Annotated in this window: 14 protein-coding genes; 5 read left to right on the forward strand and 9 right to left on the reverse strand. The window is 41.0% G+C overall.

Annotated features, from left to right (window positions below):
• Nucleotides 1-36 precede the first annotated feature (36 nt).
• Together bamC and dapA are read right to left on the reverse strand one after the other, a co-directional pair.
• Nucleotides 37-1,044, reverse strand: coding sequence for an outer membrane protein assembly factor BamC (gene bamC, locus ACTG7L_RS07170; protein WP_439327992.1), 1,008 nt, complete (start codon nt 1,042-1,044; stop codon nt 37-39).
• Between the two features lie 103 nt (nt 1,045-1,147).
• Nucleotides 1,148-2,041 (reverse strand): 4-hydroxy-tetrahydrodipicolinate synthase, encoded by an 894-nt coding sequence (gene dapA / locus ACTG7L_RS07175; RefSeq protein ID WP_439327993.1) that lies wholly within the window; start codon nt 2,039-2,041, stop codon nt 1,148-1,150.
• 139 nt (nt 2,042-2,180) lie between these two features.
• Here dapA and bcp point away from each other — a divergent pair, with 139 nt between their 5' ends.
• The 5 genes from bcp to ACTG7L_RS07200 all read left to right on the forward strand — a co-directional run bounded on the left by bcp (nt 2,181) and on the right by ACTG7L_RS07200 (nt 6,769).
• On the forward strand, nt 2,181-2,657 hold the full coding sequence (gene bcp, locus ACTG7L_RS07180) for a thioredoxin-dependent thiol peroxidase (protein ID WP_439327994.1): 477 nt from the start codon (nt 2,181-2,183) through the stop codon (nt 2,655-2,657).
• Nucleotides 2,658-2,765: 108 nt separating this feature from the next.
• Complete coding sequence (locus ACTG7L_RS07185) at nt 2,766-5,039, forward strand: NADP-dependent malic enzyme (protein WP_439328078.1); 2,274 nt, start codon at nt 2,766-2,768, stop codon at nt 5,037-5,039.
• Between the two features lie 161 nt (nt 5,040-5,200).
• Nucleotides 5,201-5,842, forward strand: a complete 642-nt coding sequence (sodA, locus tag ACTG7L_RS07190) for a superoxide dismutase [Mn] (RefSeq protein WP_439327995.1) — start codon at nt 5,201-5,203, stop codon at nt 5,840-5,842.
• A 173-nt stretch (nt 5,843-6,015) separates the two neighbouring features.
• The gene (locus ACTG7L_RS07195) at nt 6,016-6,372 is read left to right on the forward strand and encodes a YgiW/YdeI family stress tolerance OB fold protein (RefSeq protein ID WP_439327996.1); all 357 of its coding nucleotides are present in this window, start codon (nt 6,016-6,018) and stop codon (nt 6,370-6,372) included.
• A 34-nt stretch (nt 6,373-6,406) separates the two neighbouring features.
• A complete protein-coding gene (locus ACTG7L_RS07200) occupies nt 6,407-6,769 on the forward strand; it encodes a YgiW/YdeI family stress tolerance OB fold protein (protein WP_439327997.1) in 363 nt (120 codons plus the stop codon).
• Between the two features lie 37 nt (nt 6,770-6,806).
• Here the strand turns inward: ACTG7L_RS07200 and ACTG7L_RS07205 are convergent, their stop codons facing one another.
• The 7 genes from ACTG7L_RS07205 to purB all read right to left on the reverse strand — a co-directional run bounded on the left by ACTG7L_RS07205 (nt 6,807) and on the right by purB (nt 13,523).
• The gene (locus ACTG7L_RS07205; protein ID WP_439327998.1) at nt 6,807-7,970 is read right to left on the reverse strand and encodes an amidohydrolase; all 1,164 of its coding nucleotides are present in this window, start codon (nt 7,968-7,970) and stop codon (nt 6,807-6,809) included.
• Nucleotides 7,970-9,295, reverse strand: coding sequence for an MmgE/PrpD family protein (locus tag ACTG7L_RS07210; protein ID WP_439327999.1), 1,326 nt, complete (start codon nt 9,293-9,295; stop codon nt 7,970-7,972). Before ACTG7L_RS07210 ends, ACTG7L_RS07205 begins: the two co-directional genes overlap by 1 nt.
• Entirely contained in the window at nt 9,295-10,047 is a 753-nt protein-coding gene (locus ACTG7L_RS07215; RefSeq protein ID WP_439328000.1) for an amino acid ABC transporter ATP-binding protein, read from the reverse strand. The genes ACTG7L_RS07210 and ACTG7L_RS07215 overlap by 1 nt, the downstream gene beginning before the upstream one ends.
• 17 nt (nt 10,048-10,064) lie before the next feature.
• Nucleotides 10,065-10,736, reverse strand: coding sequence for an amino acid ABC transporter permease (locus ACTG7L_RS07220; protein ID WP_439328001.1), 672 nt, complete (start codon nt 10,734-10,736; stop codon nt 10,065-10,067).
• Between the two features lie 61 nt (nt 10,737-10,797).
• Nucleotides 10,798-11,604, reverse strand: coding sequence for an amino acid ABC transporter substrate-binding protein (locus ACTG7L_RS07225; protein ID WP_439328002.1), 807 nt, complete (start codon nt 11,602-11,604; stop codon nt 10,798-10,800).
• A 12-nt stretch (nt 11,605-11,616) separates the two neighbouring features.
• The gene (locus ACTG7L_RS07230; protein WP_439328003.1) at nt 11,617-12,165 is read right to left on the reverse strand and encodes a GNAT family N-acetyltransferase; all 549 of its coding nucleotides are present in this window, start codon (nt 12,163-12,165) and stop codon (nt 11,617-11,619) included.
• A complete protein-coding gene (gene purB / locus ACTG7L_RS07235) occupies nt 12,162-13,523 on the reverse strand; it encodes an adenylosuccinate lyase (protein ID WP_439328004.1) in 1,362 nt (453 codons plus the stop codon). The genes ACTG7L_RS07230 and purB overlap by 4 nt, the downstream gene beginning before the upstream one ends.
• Nucleotides 13,524-13,661: the final 138 nt, after the last annotated feature.

The following is a 13,661-nucleotide window of genomic DNA, read 5'->3' on the forward strand; positions in this document are numbered from 1 at the left end:
ACACCGCACTAGGTTTTTTATTTAAACAATTTGCGACTATTTAGATAACACTTTTTGTAGCGCTTGATACAAAGTTTGCGCTTTCTCGCCACTCAAGGCAAATTTATCTTCATCGCTGATCACCACGGCACTTTCATTGCCATAAGCACTGATTTGCATGGAATATTCACCCTTTTCAAGATCAGGTTTCGTTAAGCCAAAACGTGCCCATTCGGTATCATCAAGCGGTTTATATTTTAACAACGCATAACCTTTACCGGCCGTGGATTCTTTATATTCAAAGCCAAGTTGCGGTAACGCTTGTTGTAATTTTTGCCAGGCTTGACGGAAAGTAATATTCATCGCCAAAGCTGTATGTTGATTGCTGTCGGTCACAATAGCGGATTGTACTGCACCGGCGGCCACATCAGCGGTCGCAACTTGTTGTTGCTGTTGACGATAAGCCGCATTCAGTTCACCGACTAATTGATTTAAACGATCTGAAGTATAACGTTCTTTATCTTTTACGGTTGGGGTAAAAATCACTTCATCACGTTTCATTTGCGCCAACGCCACCACTAACGCATTGGAATCGCTCGTGCCGACTTCCTCAATGATATAACGAGCTTGTACATCACCCACATCATCAGCACGCCCCGTTTTCGCCCAATCAGTTTGCACCTGATTGCCCGAGGTGGTGAATGGAATGCCTTGCTCGGTTAACAAACGTTTCACTTGCTGAATATTATAAACCGCTTTTTTCTCAGCAGGATAAACAATAGAAGAACGCTCACCATCAAATTGTGCCACGGAATTGCCAATAATCGCCATCGGCGTAGATGGCGGACGAATATCGGTTCCATCCGTTTTCACCGTCACATTGGTGGGTAATTGATAGGTGTTTTCTTGCCCTAAAATCGTGACGCCCCCCGTATCTAAGGTGGTGAACACGGGAATAATGCCACGTTTTTCATAACTGTCATTCGCCGTTTGCTTACTTTCATTACTGGTTGAGCAAGCTGTCACAGTGGCTAACACGGTGAATGCTAAAAGCCATTTTTTCATCATCAATCCCTTTAAAAAATTTTGTAAAATAGACCGCACTTATAGACCACAAAAACGGTAAAAAGTTTAGGGCTAATCAAATAGCCCTAAAGTGCGGTGAAAATTAAAGTAATTTTGCTTGTTGTAAGGCGGCCAATACTTTTGGTTGTGCCGTTTCACTCAATACGGTTAATGGTAAACGTAAAACAGGTTGACTAATCAAGCCTAATTTATAGGCTGCCCATTTCACAGGAATTGGGTTGCCCTCCACAAATAGATCATGATGTAAAGCCATTAAACGTTGATTAATTTGCTCTGCTTGTTCAAATTGGCCCGCTAATGCCAGTTCGCACATTTTCGCCATATCGGCAGCCGCCACGTTATTGGTCACGGAAATCACACCTTGACCGCCTAATTTAATACTTTCTAAACCGGTCGCATCATCACCACTCAAGAAAATAAACTCTTCACCGGCTAATTCTTTAATTTTACGTACTCGGCTCACATCACCTGTGGCCTCTTTAATCCCGACGATATTTTTAATTTTCGCTAAACGTCCCACGGTTTCTGGTTTCAAATCACTCCCCGTTCTGCCCGGTACGTTATACAAAATTTGCGGTAAATCCGTGCATTCTGCAATGGCTTTAAAATGTTGATACATCCCCTCTTGGGTCGGTTTATTATAATAAGGCACCACGGATAAACAACCGGCCACACCGCTGTTATTCAATAATTTGGTCATAGTGATGGCTTCTGCTGTGGCGTTGGCGCCAGCGCCCGCAATCACAGGAATACGGCCGGCAGCAAATTCGACTGTTTTCAAGATGGCTTTCAAATGTTCATCAGGATTTAAGGTGGCAGATTCTCCGGTAGTGCCCACCGATACGATGCCATGGGTGCCTGCCGCCACATGAAAATCCACTAATTTTTTTAACTCTGGATAATCGACTTCGCCGTGGCTATTCATGGGGGTAATGAGTGCAACAATACTGCCGTGAAATAAAGGTGTTAAAGACATAAAAACCTCTCGTGATATTTTGTTGATGTTTGCTTGATAAATTTCCTTTATCATTGCTAAAATAATCACAATTTGCAAGTAAGTTTTATTATTTTTGTGCAAAAATAATAAAATGAATCAAGATAGTAGGAATTTATTGATGAATTTTTTAAAAATAAGTGCCATTGCACCGCAGTTTGCATTACAAAATCAACACGATGAAACCATTTGCCTGAGCGATTTTAAAGGTCAAAAAGTCTTGGTGTATTTTTATCCTAAAGCACTCACACCAGGTTGTACCACGCAAGCCTGCGGTTTACGTGATGCCAAAGCGGAATTGGATAAACTCGGCGTGGTGATTTTTGGCATTAGCCCTGACAGCCCCAAAAAACTGGCGCAATTTGTAGAAAAGAAAGCGCTCAATTTTGATCTGCTCGCAGATCCTGAACATCACATTGCTGAACAATTTGGCGTTTGGGGCGAGAAAAAATTTATGGGTCGCACCTATGACGGTATCCACCGCATTAGCTTTTTAATTGACGAACAAGGCAAGATTGAACAGGTGTTTGATAAATTCAAAACGGGGGAACATCATCAGGTGGTGTTGGATTATTTATTAGCACATCACAAACACTAAAAAATATAAAATTTTTGTTAAAAATTTGTGCTAGGTCACATTTTTTTATTTTAATTCGTTTTATAATAGAAAAATCGTTTTTTAATTCATCATTTCAAAAGGAAGTATATTATGTCAGATTTACGTCAAGCCGCATTAGATTTCCACGAATTCCCCGTTCCCGGAAAAATTGAGGTTACTCCCACCAAATCCCTCGCCACTCAACGTGATTTAGCCTTGGCTTATTCCCCAGGTGTAGCAGAACCTTGTTTGGATATTGAGAAAAATCCTGCAGATGCCTATCGTTATACAGCAAAAGGTAATTTAGTCGCAGTGATTTCCAATGGTTCAGCGGTATTAGGTTTAGGTAATATCGGCGCCTTAGCAGGTAAACCCGTCATGGAGGGGAAAGGCGTATTGTTTAAAAAATTCGCTGGCGTGGATGTGTTTGATATTGAGATTGATGAAAAAGATCCTGATAAATTAGTCGAGATTATCGCCTCTCTAGAACCGACTTTCGGTGGGATTAACCTTGAAGATATTAAAGCCCCTGAATGTTTCTATATTGAGCAAAAATTGCGTGAACGCATGCACATTCCGGTATTCCATGATGACCAACATGGTACGGCGATTATCAGCTCGGCAGCGGTTATCAATGGTTTACGCATTGTAGGTAAAAAAATTGAAGATGTGCGTTTAGTGGCCTCTGGTGCCGGTGCGGCATCCATTGCTTGTTTAAATTTATTGGTTGCTCTCGGCATGAAACGAGAAAATATCGTGGTGTGCGACTCTAAAGGTGTTATCTACAAAAACCGTGATGACCGTATGGATGACACCAAAAAACTGTATGCCATTGATGACAACGGCACACGTTCTTTAGGTGATGTGATTGAAAATGCAGATATTTTCTTAGGCTGTTCGGCTAAAGGGGTGTTAACGGCTGAAATGGTGAGATCCATGGCTGCGAGTCCGTTGATTTTAGCACTGGCGAACCCAGATCCTGAAATTACCCCACCAGAGGCCAAAGCGGTTCGCCCAGATGCCATTGTGTGTACCGGTCGTTCTGACTACCCTAACCAAGTCAACAATGTCCTTTGTTTCCCATTCATTTTCCGTGGTGCATTAGACGTGAGTGCCACCACCATTAATGAAGAAATGAAAATGGCAGCGGTACACGCCATTGCAGATCTTGCCCTTGCAGAACAAAACGAAGTCGTAACCTCAGCTTATGGCGGCAATGAAGTATCTTTTGGCCCTGATTATATTATTCCTAAACCATTCGATCCACGCTTAATCGTGCGTATTGCTCCAGCAGTAGCGAAAGCAGCAATGGACAGCGGTGTAGCGACTCGCCCAATTACTGATTGGGATGCTTATTTGGAAAAATTAAGCCAGTTCGTTTACAAAACCAATTTATTTATGAAACCGGTGTTTGATCAAGCGAAAAAAGACAAAAAACGGGTCTTATTAGCAGACGGCGAAGAAACACGTATTTTGCATGCGGTACAAGAAATTACCAGCCTTGGTATTGCTTATCCAGTGTTGGTGGGTCGCCATGAAGTCATTGAACAACAAATCAAAAAACTCGGTTTAAAAATTGAAGCAGGTAAAGATTTTGATGTGTTAAGTACAACTGATCCAGTAATTTTTGAAAAATGCTGGGGCTTGTATCACAACAAAATGAAACGCAATGGCGTTACCGCTGCTATGGCAAAACGTCGTATGATCAATAATTCTGCGGCGATTGGTTCTGCATTACTAGAATTAGGTTATGCTGATGCTATGTTGTGTGGACTAGTTGGTACGTTCTCTTCAAGTCTAAGTTTATTAACTGAGATTATCGGTGTTAAAGAAGATGTTAAGGTTCCAGCCACAGTGAATGGTTTGGTGCTTTCTGATCGCAACTTATTCTTAGCCGATACTTTTGTGAACACTGATCCAAGTGCAGAAGAGTTAGCTGAAATCACCTTAATGGCAGCGGATCAAGTACGTCATTTTGGTATTGAACCGCAAGTTGCCTTGATTTCACATTCTAACTACGGTACTTCCGCTCACCCAAGTGCGGTGAAAATGCGTCAAGTTTTACAATTAGTTAAGGAATTAGATCCAAGCTTAATTATTGACGGCGAAATGCACTGTGACGTGGCGTTAACTGAAAGTTTACGCAATGAAATCATGCCGGATAGTCCATTAAAAGGGGCGGCTAATTTGTTAATTATGCCAAATATGGAATCTGCACGGATTAGCTTGAACTTGTTGCAAGGTACTCATACACCGATTACCATTGGCCCAATCCTGATGGGAATGAAAAAACCGGCACATGTGTTAACATCCAAATCGTCTGTTCGCCGTATTATTAATATGGTGGCCGTGGCTGCGGTGAAAGCACAACAAGAAAAGTAAAATAGCACTTAATATTAGGGCGTGAGTTATCCAATCACGCCCTTTTAACAAAAAATTTACATTTTTACTGATCTAAATCAAATTTTTTGTTAATATGGTGTTGGAATTTGTAGAGAGATTCTACAAAAATACATAATAACTCATTAAAAAAGGAAAATATTATGGCATACACTCTACCAGAATTAGGCTACGCCTATGACGCATTAGAACCCCATTTTGATGCACAAACTATGGAAATTCACCATAGCAAACATCACCAAGCCTATGTTAACAATGCCAATGCGGTATTAGAAGCAAATCCTGCATTAGCAGAATTAGCTAATCAAGGTTGCCCAGGTTCATTTTTGAAAAAACATTTGGCGAATGTGCCTGCGGATAAATTTGCAGCATTGCGTAACAATGTTGGTGGACACACTAACCACAGCTTATTTTGGAAATCATTGAAAAAAGGCACGACCTTACAAGGTGCATTAAAAGTCGCTATTGAACGTGATTTTGGTTCAGTTGATGCGTTTAAAGCAGAATTTGAAAAAGCGGCTGCTACACGTTTCGGTTCAGGTTGGGCATGGTTAGTCGTAACAGCAGAAAACAAATTAGCGGTGGTTTCTACTGCAAACCAAGATAACCCATTAATGGGTAAAGATATTGCAGGTTGCGAAGGTTTCCCATTATTAGGCTTAGACGTTTGGGAACACGCTTACTACTTGAAATTCCAAAACCGCCGTCCAGACTACATTAAAGAATTCTGGAATGTTGTGAACTGGGATTTTGTTAGCGAACGTTTTGAGAAACATGCGAAGTAATTTTTACTAAGATATAATAGCAATCGGCTCAAATGAGCCGATTTTTTTTCAAAAAATTCTTCCTTTCTTAATATTTAATTAAGATTTACATGTTCTAATTAACACCAATGAAAGCCAAACAGCTTTCCCAAGCAGTGTACTCGCACGGCAACATATATTAACAAGGAGAAAAAATGAAAAAACTATTAGCTATCGCACTTATCGCAGCATCAACTACCGCCTTTGCTGGATTTAGCAACACAGCGACAACCAATACTGTGTCATCTTCTAGTGGGACAACGACGGTTGCTCAAGCCTTGCAAGCCCGTGATAATAGCGTTGTCACCTTGACAGGCTATATTGTCAGTCAAGTGGATCATGACGAATTTTATTTCAAAGATAATACTGGCAAAATCAAAGTCGAAATTGATGACCATGTTTTCAATAATCAAACCGTGACTCGCAGTGATCGTATTACCATTCGGGGTAAAGTAGATCGTGATTCACATAAAGCAAATGAAGTTGAAGTCTTTGAACTTAGTAAACATTAATTGATAGATCAAGGTATTAAAGGGAGAACAACAGATGAAAAAATTACTCACTCTCGCACTGATTGCGATTTCAAGTACCGCACTGGCGGGTTTTGATAATAACCACAAAGGCGGTTTCGCAGGTGGCTATGCTGGCACGACGATGACCGTTACTCAAGCATTAAAAGCCAGTGATGATACGATTGTCAGCTTAACGGGTCAAATCGCTAGCCAAATTGATGATGATGAATTTTATTTTAAAGATGCCACAGGGCAAATTAAAATTGAAGTAGATGATCACGCCTGGAATGGTTTTACCATCACACCAGATGATCGAATTATCATTCAAGGCAAAGTGGATCAAGAAGTGTTCAAACCCGCAGAAATTGAAGTGTTTAATGTTCGGAAAGCAGACTAATGTCTGAAAAAAGTAAAACGGGCGAAAGCCCGTTTTTTTATGGATGTAATGCCAAATATTCCGTTGCCAATGCGGCCAAATAATTCGCTGTTGGGAAAAGTGCGGTATCATCTACACGGAATTTTGGGTGATGCAAAGCATAAGGCCCGCCTGAACCAATCATAATAAAGACCCCTGCGATTTTTTGTTGATAAAATGCGAAATCTTCTCCGATTGGACTGGCATCCACCAATTTTGCTTCAAAGCCATTTTGACGAGCAATATCTAGGACAAAATCAATCCATTCAGGACTGTTCATTACAGACGGTGGACCTGCGTGCCAATATAACTGAATATCCGCATCAAATGCGAATTTAATACCCTCAATAATCGTTCTAAAACGTTGCTCAATTTGCTCACGCACAGATTGATTGAAACTTCTCACTGTACCTTCTAAATAAGCATTATCAGGAATCACATTCCACGTATTACCACTATGCACTTGGGTAATTGATACCACTGCATTTTCATTAGATGCCACATTACGACTCATTATTGATTGCACCGCATTAATAAGCTGAGCCAAAATAATGATCGGATCATTACCATCGTGCGGACGTGCAGCATGAGCCCCCTTAGCATTGATTTTAATTTCAAAACGATCTACGCCTGCCGTCAGAGCATTTGGCTTCGTCCCTAAGACCCCCACGGGCAAAGTAGGATCATTGTGAATACCAAAAATCACATCGGCATCATTCAACACGCCTGTGTTAATCACATCCAATGCCCCCAACCCTGTTTCTTCAGCCGCTTGGAACAAAATCCGCACAGTGCCTTTAAGGTCTTCTTGACGTTGCTTTAATAAAATCGCCGCCCCTAACGCTGCGGTCTGGTGAAAATCGTGACCACAAGCGTGCATTACACCCTCCTTTTGGGAGGCATAATCCACGCCACTTTCTTCTAAAATGGGTAACGCATCAATATCCGAGCGTAGTACCACGATTTTCCCTGTAGGTTCACCTTGAATTTCAGCGACCAATCCTGTTTTAAGCGGTAAATCCAAAATCGTAATTTGATATTTTTCTAATTCCGCCCGCAAGGCTTTGGTGGTTTCAAATTCTTGGTTAGAGAGTTCTGGATTCTGATGACGTTCTCGGCGAAAACGGATGAGTTGTTCTGCCAAATCAGAATATTGTGCCGTCAGGCTTTCAAAAGTTTTCATCATATTTCCCTGTATTTTTCAATAAAATCTTGCATAGATTGCCCTCGTGCGAGAGCCTGAATATTGCGATAAAGATCATCGCTAATCTGTTGATTTCCTAAGGCATATTCTAGTTTCTTTAACAATTCAGAACTGGCGTAAGGATTTTGCGGACTCCCTTTGGGATGTACAATACGTTGTGATAAAAACTCACCTTTTTTTAACCGCAATTTCACTTCGCCAAAGCGAGTATTCGTTGCATTAGTTTGGTAACGGCGGTGCATTTTTGCCATCATTTTTTGCACATTTTCGCCCACAGGGATAGAAACAAAGGCAGACTGTTCGATCTCTTCACCCAACAAAATTTTTGCCACAATGTATTCTGCACAAAATCGCCCTTGTGCTAGTTCCTGAATTTGCTGATAAATCAACGCCGCATCGCCTTTAGGGTTAAAAATCAGTTCAATTTCTTCAATATTTTCTAAGCAAAATTGCGGTGTTTTTTTTAACAGTTTTGCTGCATCTGCTACAGTCGCAGCGGCAGAACAAAAGGCATAGGTTTTAAACCATAACCCAGGGGTTTTAATTCGCCAAGAAATTCCCCAATCAGAGAAGTCAAGTTCACCCCTTGAGCCAGCATAAACGCGGATAAAGCCTTGTTCTTTATCTAAAAAATCCGTGGGAGCAGCCAAACCGGCTTGCAATAATTCTACCGTTTGAATTGCTGTTTGAGCAGCAAGACCAGCATGTAGTGGCTTAACCGATGAACCAAACATTAGACGTAAGCCCGCCGCTTGTGTTGCGGCTAAACTCAACGCCTGATCTAAAAAATCTAGCTGGTGCAAATATGTAACAGCCGCAACAGCAGCAATTCCCCCGAGAGTCCCTGTGGCATGCCAACCTTGATTATAATGTTGTGGATTCATCACTTCACCTAATCTTGCCATAACTTCCACGCCAATGATATAAGCCGTTAAAAAACGTTGGCTATTAAGGGGTGGTGTGGTCGGCTTGATACTCGCCAAAAGTGCAGATAAAATCACCGCACTAGGATGCCCCCTAACCTGTTCGTGTACGTCATCATAATCTAAATAATGTGCCTGAAAACCATTTAATAATGCTGCTTGACGAGCGGTGCCGCTTTGCGAATGTCCAATAAACCAACTTGTCGGATTCCCTCCTTCTTGTAATAACATCTGTTTAAGCTGAACAACATCCTTTTCCTGACGAGCCGATAATAGACTTGCAAAATAATCAGTTATACCTTGTAACGCCACATTTATCACGGTTTGATCGGTAATGATTGGCGTTGCCAAGATTTTTTCCGCCCATTGTTTTCCTTGCATTAAATATAAAACTCTACTGGATCCGCAAATTGACGGACAAATCGTTTCGTTAATTCATGCTGTGGCTTGCCGATCACCTGTTTTGCTGGTCCTTGTTCTACAATCCCACCATTTGCCATAAACACCACACGATCGGCGACGTTCTTCGCAAATTCCATTTCGTGTGTCACAATGACCATTGTAATTTTTTGTTTAGCCAATTGTTGGATTACCTGCAATACTTCATTAACTCGCTCTGGATCCAATGCCGATGTCGGTTCATCAAATAACAAAACCTTAGGTTTAACCGCTAAAGCTCGGGCTATCGCCACCCGTTGTTGTTGACCACCTGATAACGTGGAGGGATATTGATTTGCCTGTTGTTCTAAGCCGACTTGTTTCAATAAATTCAGCCCGAGTTGTTTCGCCTCTTCAGGATTCATTCTCTGTGCGACAATCGGTGATAAGATAATATTTTCCAACGCCGTTTTGTTTTTAAAGAGATTATAGCTTTGAAACACCATCGCGGATTGATGACGTAATTGGGTTTCTTCTTTATGGGAATATTTCTCCGCATTCAAAGAAACATCCGCAATGCTAATTTGCCCTGAATTAGGTTTTTCTAGCAAGTTTAAGCAACGTAACAAGGTGGACTTACCCGACCCAGAGGGTCCAATAATAGCGACTACTTCGCCCTCTTGAATATACAAATCAATATTTTTTAACACATGATTTGACCCAAAGGATTTAGAAAGTTTTTCAATTTTAATCATATTTACATCCCTCATGTTTAACGTTTATAAGGTGCAGATAACTTGGTTTCTAGGCTTTTTTGCAACCATGAATAAAGAATCACGACTAACCAATATACAATCCCCACGGCTAAATAAGTTTCAAAAAATTTATAAGATTCTACGGTCATTAATTTTGCAGCAGATAACAACTCAGGCACCCCCACAAAAAACGCCACCGATGAATCTTTTAATAAGGAAATAAACATATTCCCCGTGCTCGGCAACGCATTATTAAAGGCTTGAGGTAAAACAACGTGACGATAAATTTGTAACTGACTTAACCCCACTGCACTTCCTGCCTCACGCTGTCCATTATCTACAGATTCCAAACCCGCACGGAAAATTTCGGCTAAATAAGCAGAATATTTCAACGTAAAACAAATAATCGCTGCCATTAATGCTGGCATACTCACCATTGCAGGCACGATTTGTGGTGAACCGTAATAAACGAGAAAGAGCAACACCACTGATGGCATACTACGAAATAGCGAAATATATAAGGCGAATAATTGATCCACCACGAAGAAACGCTGTACCCGCACTAAAGCAATCCCTAAGCCAAAAACAGTGGCAAATAGGATAGAAACAATTGAAATCAGCAAGGTCGTAGGCAAATAGGCAATAATTTCAGGAAAAACACTGAAAAAATAACTGAGGTCAAAATTCATAAACGATCCCATCTATTACGATAACCAAAATGGACACATTGAATACTCCCATTAGCCTAGATTACTGTTCAGGTGTGGTAATATCCGCACCATAATATTTTTCAGACAACGCTTTGATCGTCCCGTTAGCTTTTAATTTTGTGATAGCTTGATCAAATTCAGCACGCAATTTTTCACCTTTTTCCGTACGATTAAAACCATACCCCACTTGTTCAATGACTAATGGTTTATCCACTAATTTAAACGGCAGGTTGCTACGCTTAATTTCCGCCAATAAAATAGGTTTAGAATTGATGTAGCCGTCCACCCGTTTAAATTCTAAGTCTTTCATTGCGCCATCACGGGTTTCGTAGGTTTTTACTGTCACTTCGTGATTTGGAAATTGTTTTTCTAAATTCTTAATATGATTTGAACCCAGTACCCCCGAAATAGTTTTACCTTTTAAATCCGCAAAGGTATTGATGTCAGTATTATCTTTATGGGTGACGATTTGACTACCATAATAGCTATAAGGCTGGGTAAAATCATATTTTGCTTTACGAGCTTCGGTAATTGCCACCGCATTTGCTACGGTATCTAGTCGACCTGCATCTAATTGCCCCATTAAGCCAGCAAATTCAGCATTCGTCCACTCAACGGTGTAGCCTAATTCTTTGGCAATCGCTTCCGTGGTTTCAACATCGAATCCCACTAATTTACCGTCTTGTTTGAAACCATTCGGATAACTCTGCCCTGTGCTACCGATATGCAATACTTTGCTTTCTGTCGCTGGAGTAGATACTGTTTTTTCCGCTGGCTTGTCACCACAAGCAGATAACATAATTGAGCTTAAAAGTGCGGTCGTAAACGCCATTTTTTTCATAAACATAGTTTGGATTCCTTATAGTGAAGAATTAAATTTAATACGATTTGGATGATGTGTTGACCATAATTCAAATAGCATAGGATTAAGAATTTTCCGATAATAAATCGTTGTATGATCAGGTGTTAAATCCGCTCGTCCCACTACTTCAAACCCCTGATGAAAATAAAAATTTGCTAACCAAGGATGATTCTCTGCCGTGCCTAAGGTCACAAAAGGAACTTTCAACGCTGCCAAGACTTCTTGTTCAACCCACTTGAGCAATTGGGCAGCCAAACCTTGCTTTTTAAAATCAGGATGTGTTGCCACCCAACCTATATGCGGTACGCCATAAGGTCCAGGATTATTGCCCCAAGGCAAACGTAAACTGAGAGTGCAAGCCAGCTGATTGTCAATAAATAAACCATACACCAAATTGCTGTTGATATGATTTTGCACGGTGTTTAAATCCGCTGATGCGGCGGCGAAATGAATACCTAATTCAGTAACGGCTTGATAGGCTTGATGCACCACTTTTTGGTATTCCAATGCGTCAACTGCGGTGATTTTCCGAATGGTTTTTGTCATACCAACAATCCCGATTTTTCCGCAAAATCAATCACTACATCCACTTTTTGCGGGGCTGCACCAAGATAATTTTCTGCTTTTAACCAGCTAGCAAGCTCAGCTTTATCCAAATGTTTCACCAATTCGGTGTTTTCGCTTAACACATCTAAAAACGGACGTTGTTGCTCAAAGGCTTGCATGGAACATTCATAAACTAAGTGGTGAGCAGTTTGTTTGCCCAAGCGGTTGCCTAACTCAAACATCACTTTTTCAGATAACAACAAGCCACCTTGCAATTCAAGATTTTTCAACATTTGCTGTTGATTGACTTTCATACCACGCAACACATTTAAAGCAATACTTAATTGAGCCGCAATATACAAATTGATTTCAGGCAGGGCGATCCATTCCGCACGCCAACTCATAGCATCTCGTTCATGTTCCACCCGCATGGACTCATGAATCAATGCCACACTTTTAAATAGCGGTGAAGTCAGACTGGCTAAGCCCTCTAACATGGCGGGATTGCGTTTATGTGGCATAGTAGTTGAACCGATTTTACCTGCACTGAACGGTTCTTCCACTTCGTTAATTTCGGTTCGCATTAGGTTATACAGTTCATTGCCAATTTTGCCCAATGTACCGCTGATTAAGGCAATCACAGAGGCATATTCAGAAAAACGATCACGCGCCGATTGCCAGCCGATATTCGGCGTATTCAAGCCTAATAAATCCAACGTACGTTGTTCCACTTCTGGGCCTTTTTCGCCAAACGAAGCGTAAGTACAGATCGCACCGCTGATATTGCCAACTAACACTCGCTGCTTGATTTCTTGTAAGCGAGTTAAATGTCGAATAAATTCATCGAGCCAGACGGCAAGTTTAAAACCAAAAGTGGTTGGCAAAGCTTGCATCCCATGAGTTCGACCCACCATCGCAGCATATTGATATTTTTTGGCTTGAATTTTGAGTTCCTGTGCCACCAATTTAGCATCACGCTCCACAATGGCAAAGGCTTCTTTGAGCTGCAATACCGTCCCTGTATCCACAATATCTTGCGTAGTCGGGCCATAATGTACAAATTCTCCAGCTTCCCCGCATTGATTTTGCAGGGTATTAATGGTCGCCATAAAAGAATGTTTCAAACGAGCAATACCCTCTGCAATGGTATCTAAATCAAACTGGCTAGGATCGGCTTTGGTGGCAATTTTCGCCGCTGCCTCGGCTGGAATCACACCAAGTTCTCCTTCCGCTTTCGCTAGCGCTACTTCAATTTCAACATGCTTACGTAGTCGATTGGTTTCTGACCACACTTCCCGCATTTCAGGGGTACTAAAATTATTACCAAGGGTTAAAAAATCAATAATATGTGACGCCATTACGATAATTCTCTAATTCATATTGATGGCAAAATTTTATATAAGCGAATTTATCTCAGCCAATAATCTTTTTTTCTATGTTATAGCATTTCGTTATATTTGAATAAAAAAATGGCTCAGTTTTCACCGAGCCATTCA

The sequence above is a fragment of the Lonepinella sp. BR2357 genome (assembly GCF_051851525.1).
Classification (GTDB): Bacteria; Pseudomonadota; Gammaproteobacteria; order Enterobacterales; family Pasteurellaceae; genus Lonepinella.

What these genes read in the sequence shown, in the direction of transcription:
- ACTG7L_RS07200 (WP_439327997.1), top strand. Translation starts at nt 6,407, where the DNA reads ATGAAAAAATTACTCACTCTCGCACTGATTGCGATTTCAAGTACCGCA.
- ACTG7L_RS07220 (WP_439328001.1), bottom strand. Translation starts at nt 10,736, where the DNA reads ATGAATTTTGACCTCAGTTATTTTTTCAGTGTTTTTCCTGAAATTATT.
- ACTG7L_RS07205 (WP_439327998.1), bottom strand. Translation starts at nt 7,970, where the DNA reads ATGAAAACTTTTGAAAGCCTGACGGCACAATATTCTGATTTGGCAGAA.
- ACTG7L_RS07195 (WP_439327996.1), top strand. Translation starts at nt 6,016, where the DNA reads ATGAAAAAACTATTAGCTATCGCACTTATCGCAGCATCAACTACCGCC.
- dapA (WP_439327993.1), bottom strand. Translation starts at nt 2,041, where the DNA reads ATGTCTTTAACACCTTTATTTCACGGCAGTATTGTTGCACTCATTACC.
- ACTG7L_RS07210 (WP_439327999.1), bottom strand. Translation starts at nt 9,295, where the DNA reads ATGCAAGGAAAACAATGGGCGGAAAAAATCTTGGCAACGCCAATCATT.
- ACTG7L_RS07215 (WP_439328000.1), bottom strand. Translation starts at nt 10,047, where the DNA reads ATGATTAAAATTGAAAAACTTTCTAAATCCTTTGGGTCAAATCATGTG.
- sodA (WP_439327995.1), top strand. Translation starts at nt 5,201, where the DNA reads ATGGCATACACTCTACCAGAATTAGGCTACGCCTATGACGCATTAGAA.
- bcp (WP_439327994.1), top strand. Translation starts at nt 2,181, where the DNA reads ATGAATTTTTTAAAAATAAGTGCCATTGCACCGCAGTTTGCATTACAA.
- purB (WP_439328004.1), bottom strand. Translation starts at nt 13,523, where the DNA reads ATGGCGTCACATATTATTGATTTTTTAACCCTTGGTAATAATTTTAGT.
- bamC (WP_439327992.1), bottom strand. Translation starts at nt 1,044, where the DNA reads ATGAAAAAATGGCTTTTAGCATTCACCGTGTTAGCCACTGTGACAGCT.
- ACTG7L_RS07230 (WP_439328003.1), bottom strand. Translation starts at nt 12,165, where the DNA reads ATGACAAAAACCATTCGGAAAATCACCGCAGTTGACGCATTGGAATAC.
- ACTG7L_RS07225 (WP_439328002.1), bottom strand. Translation starts at nt 11,604, where the DNA reads ATGTTTATGAAAAAAATGGCGTTTACGACCGCACTTTTAAGCTCAATT.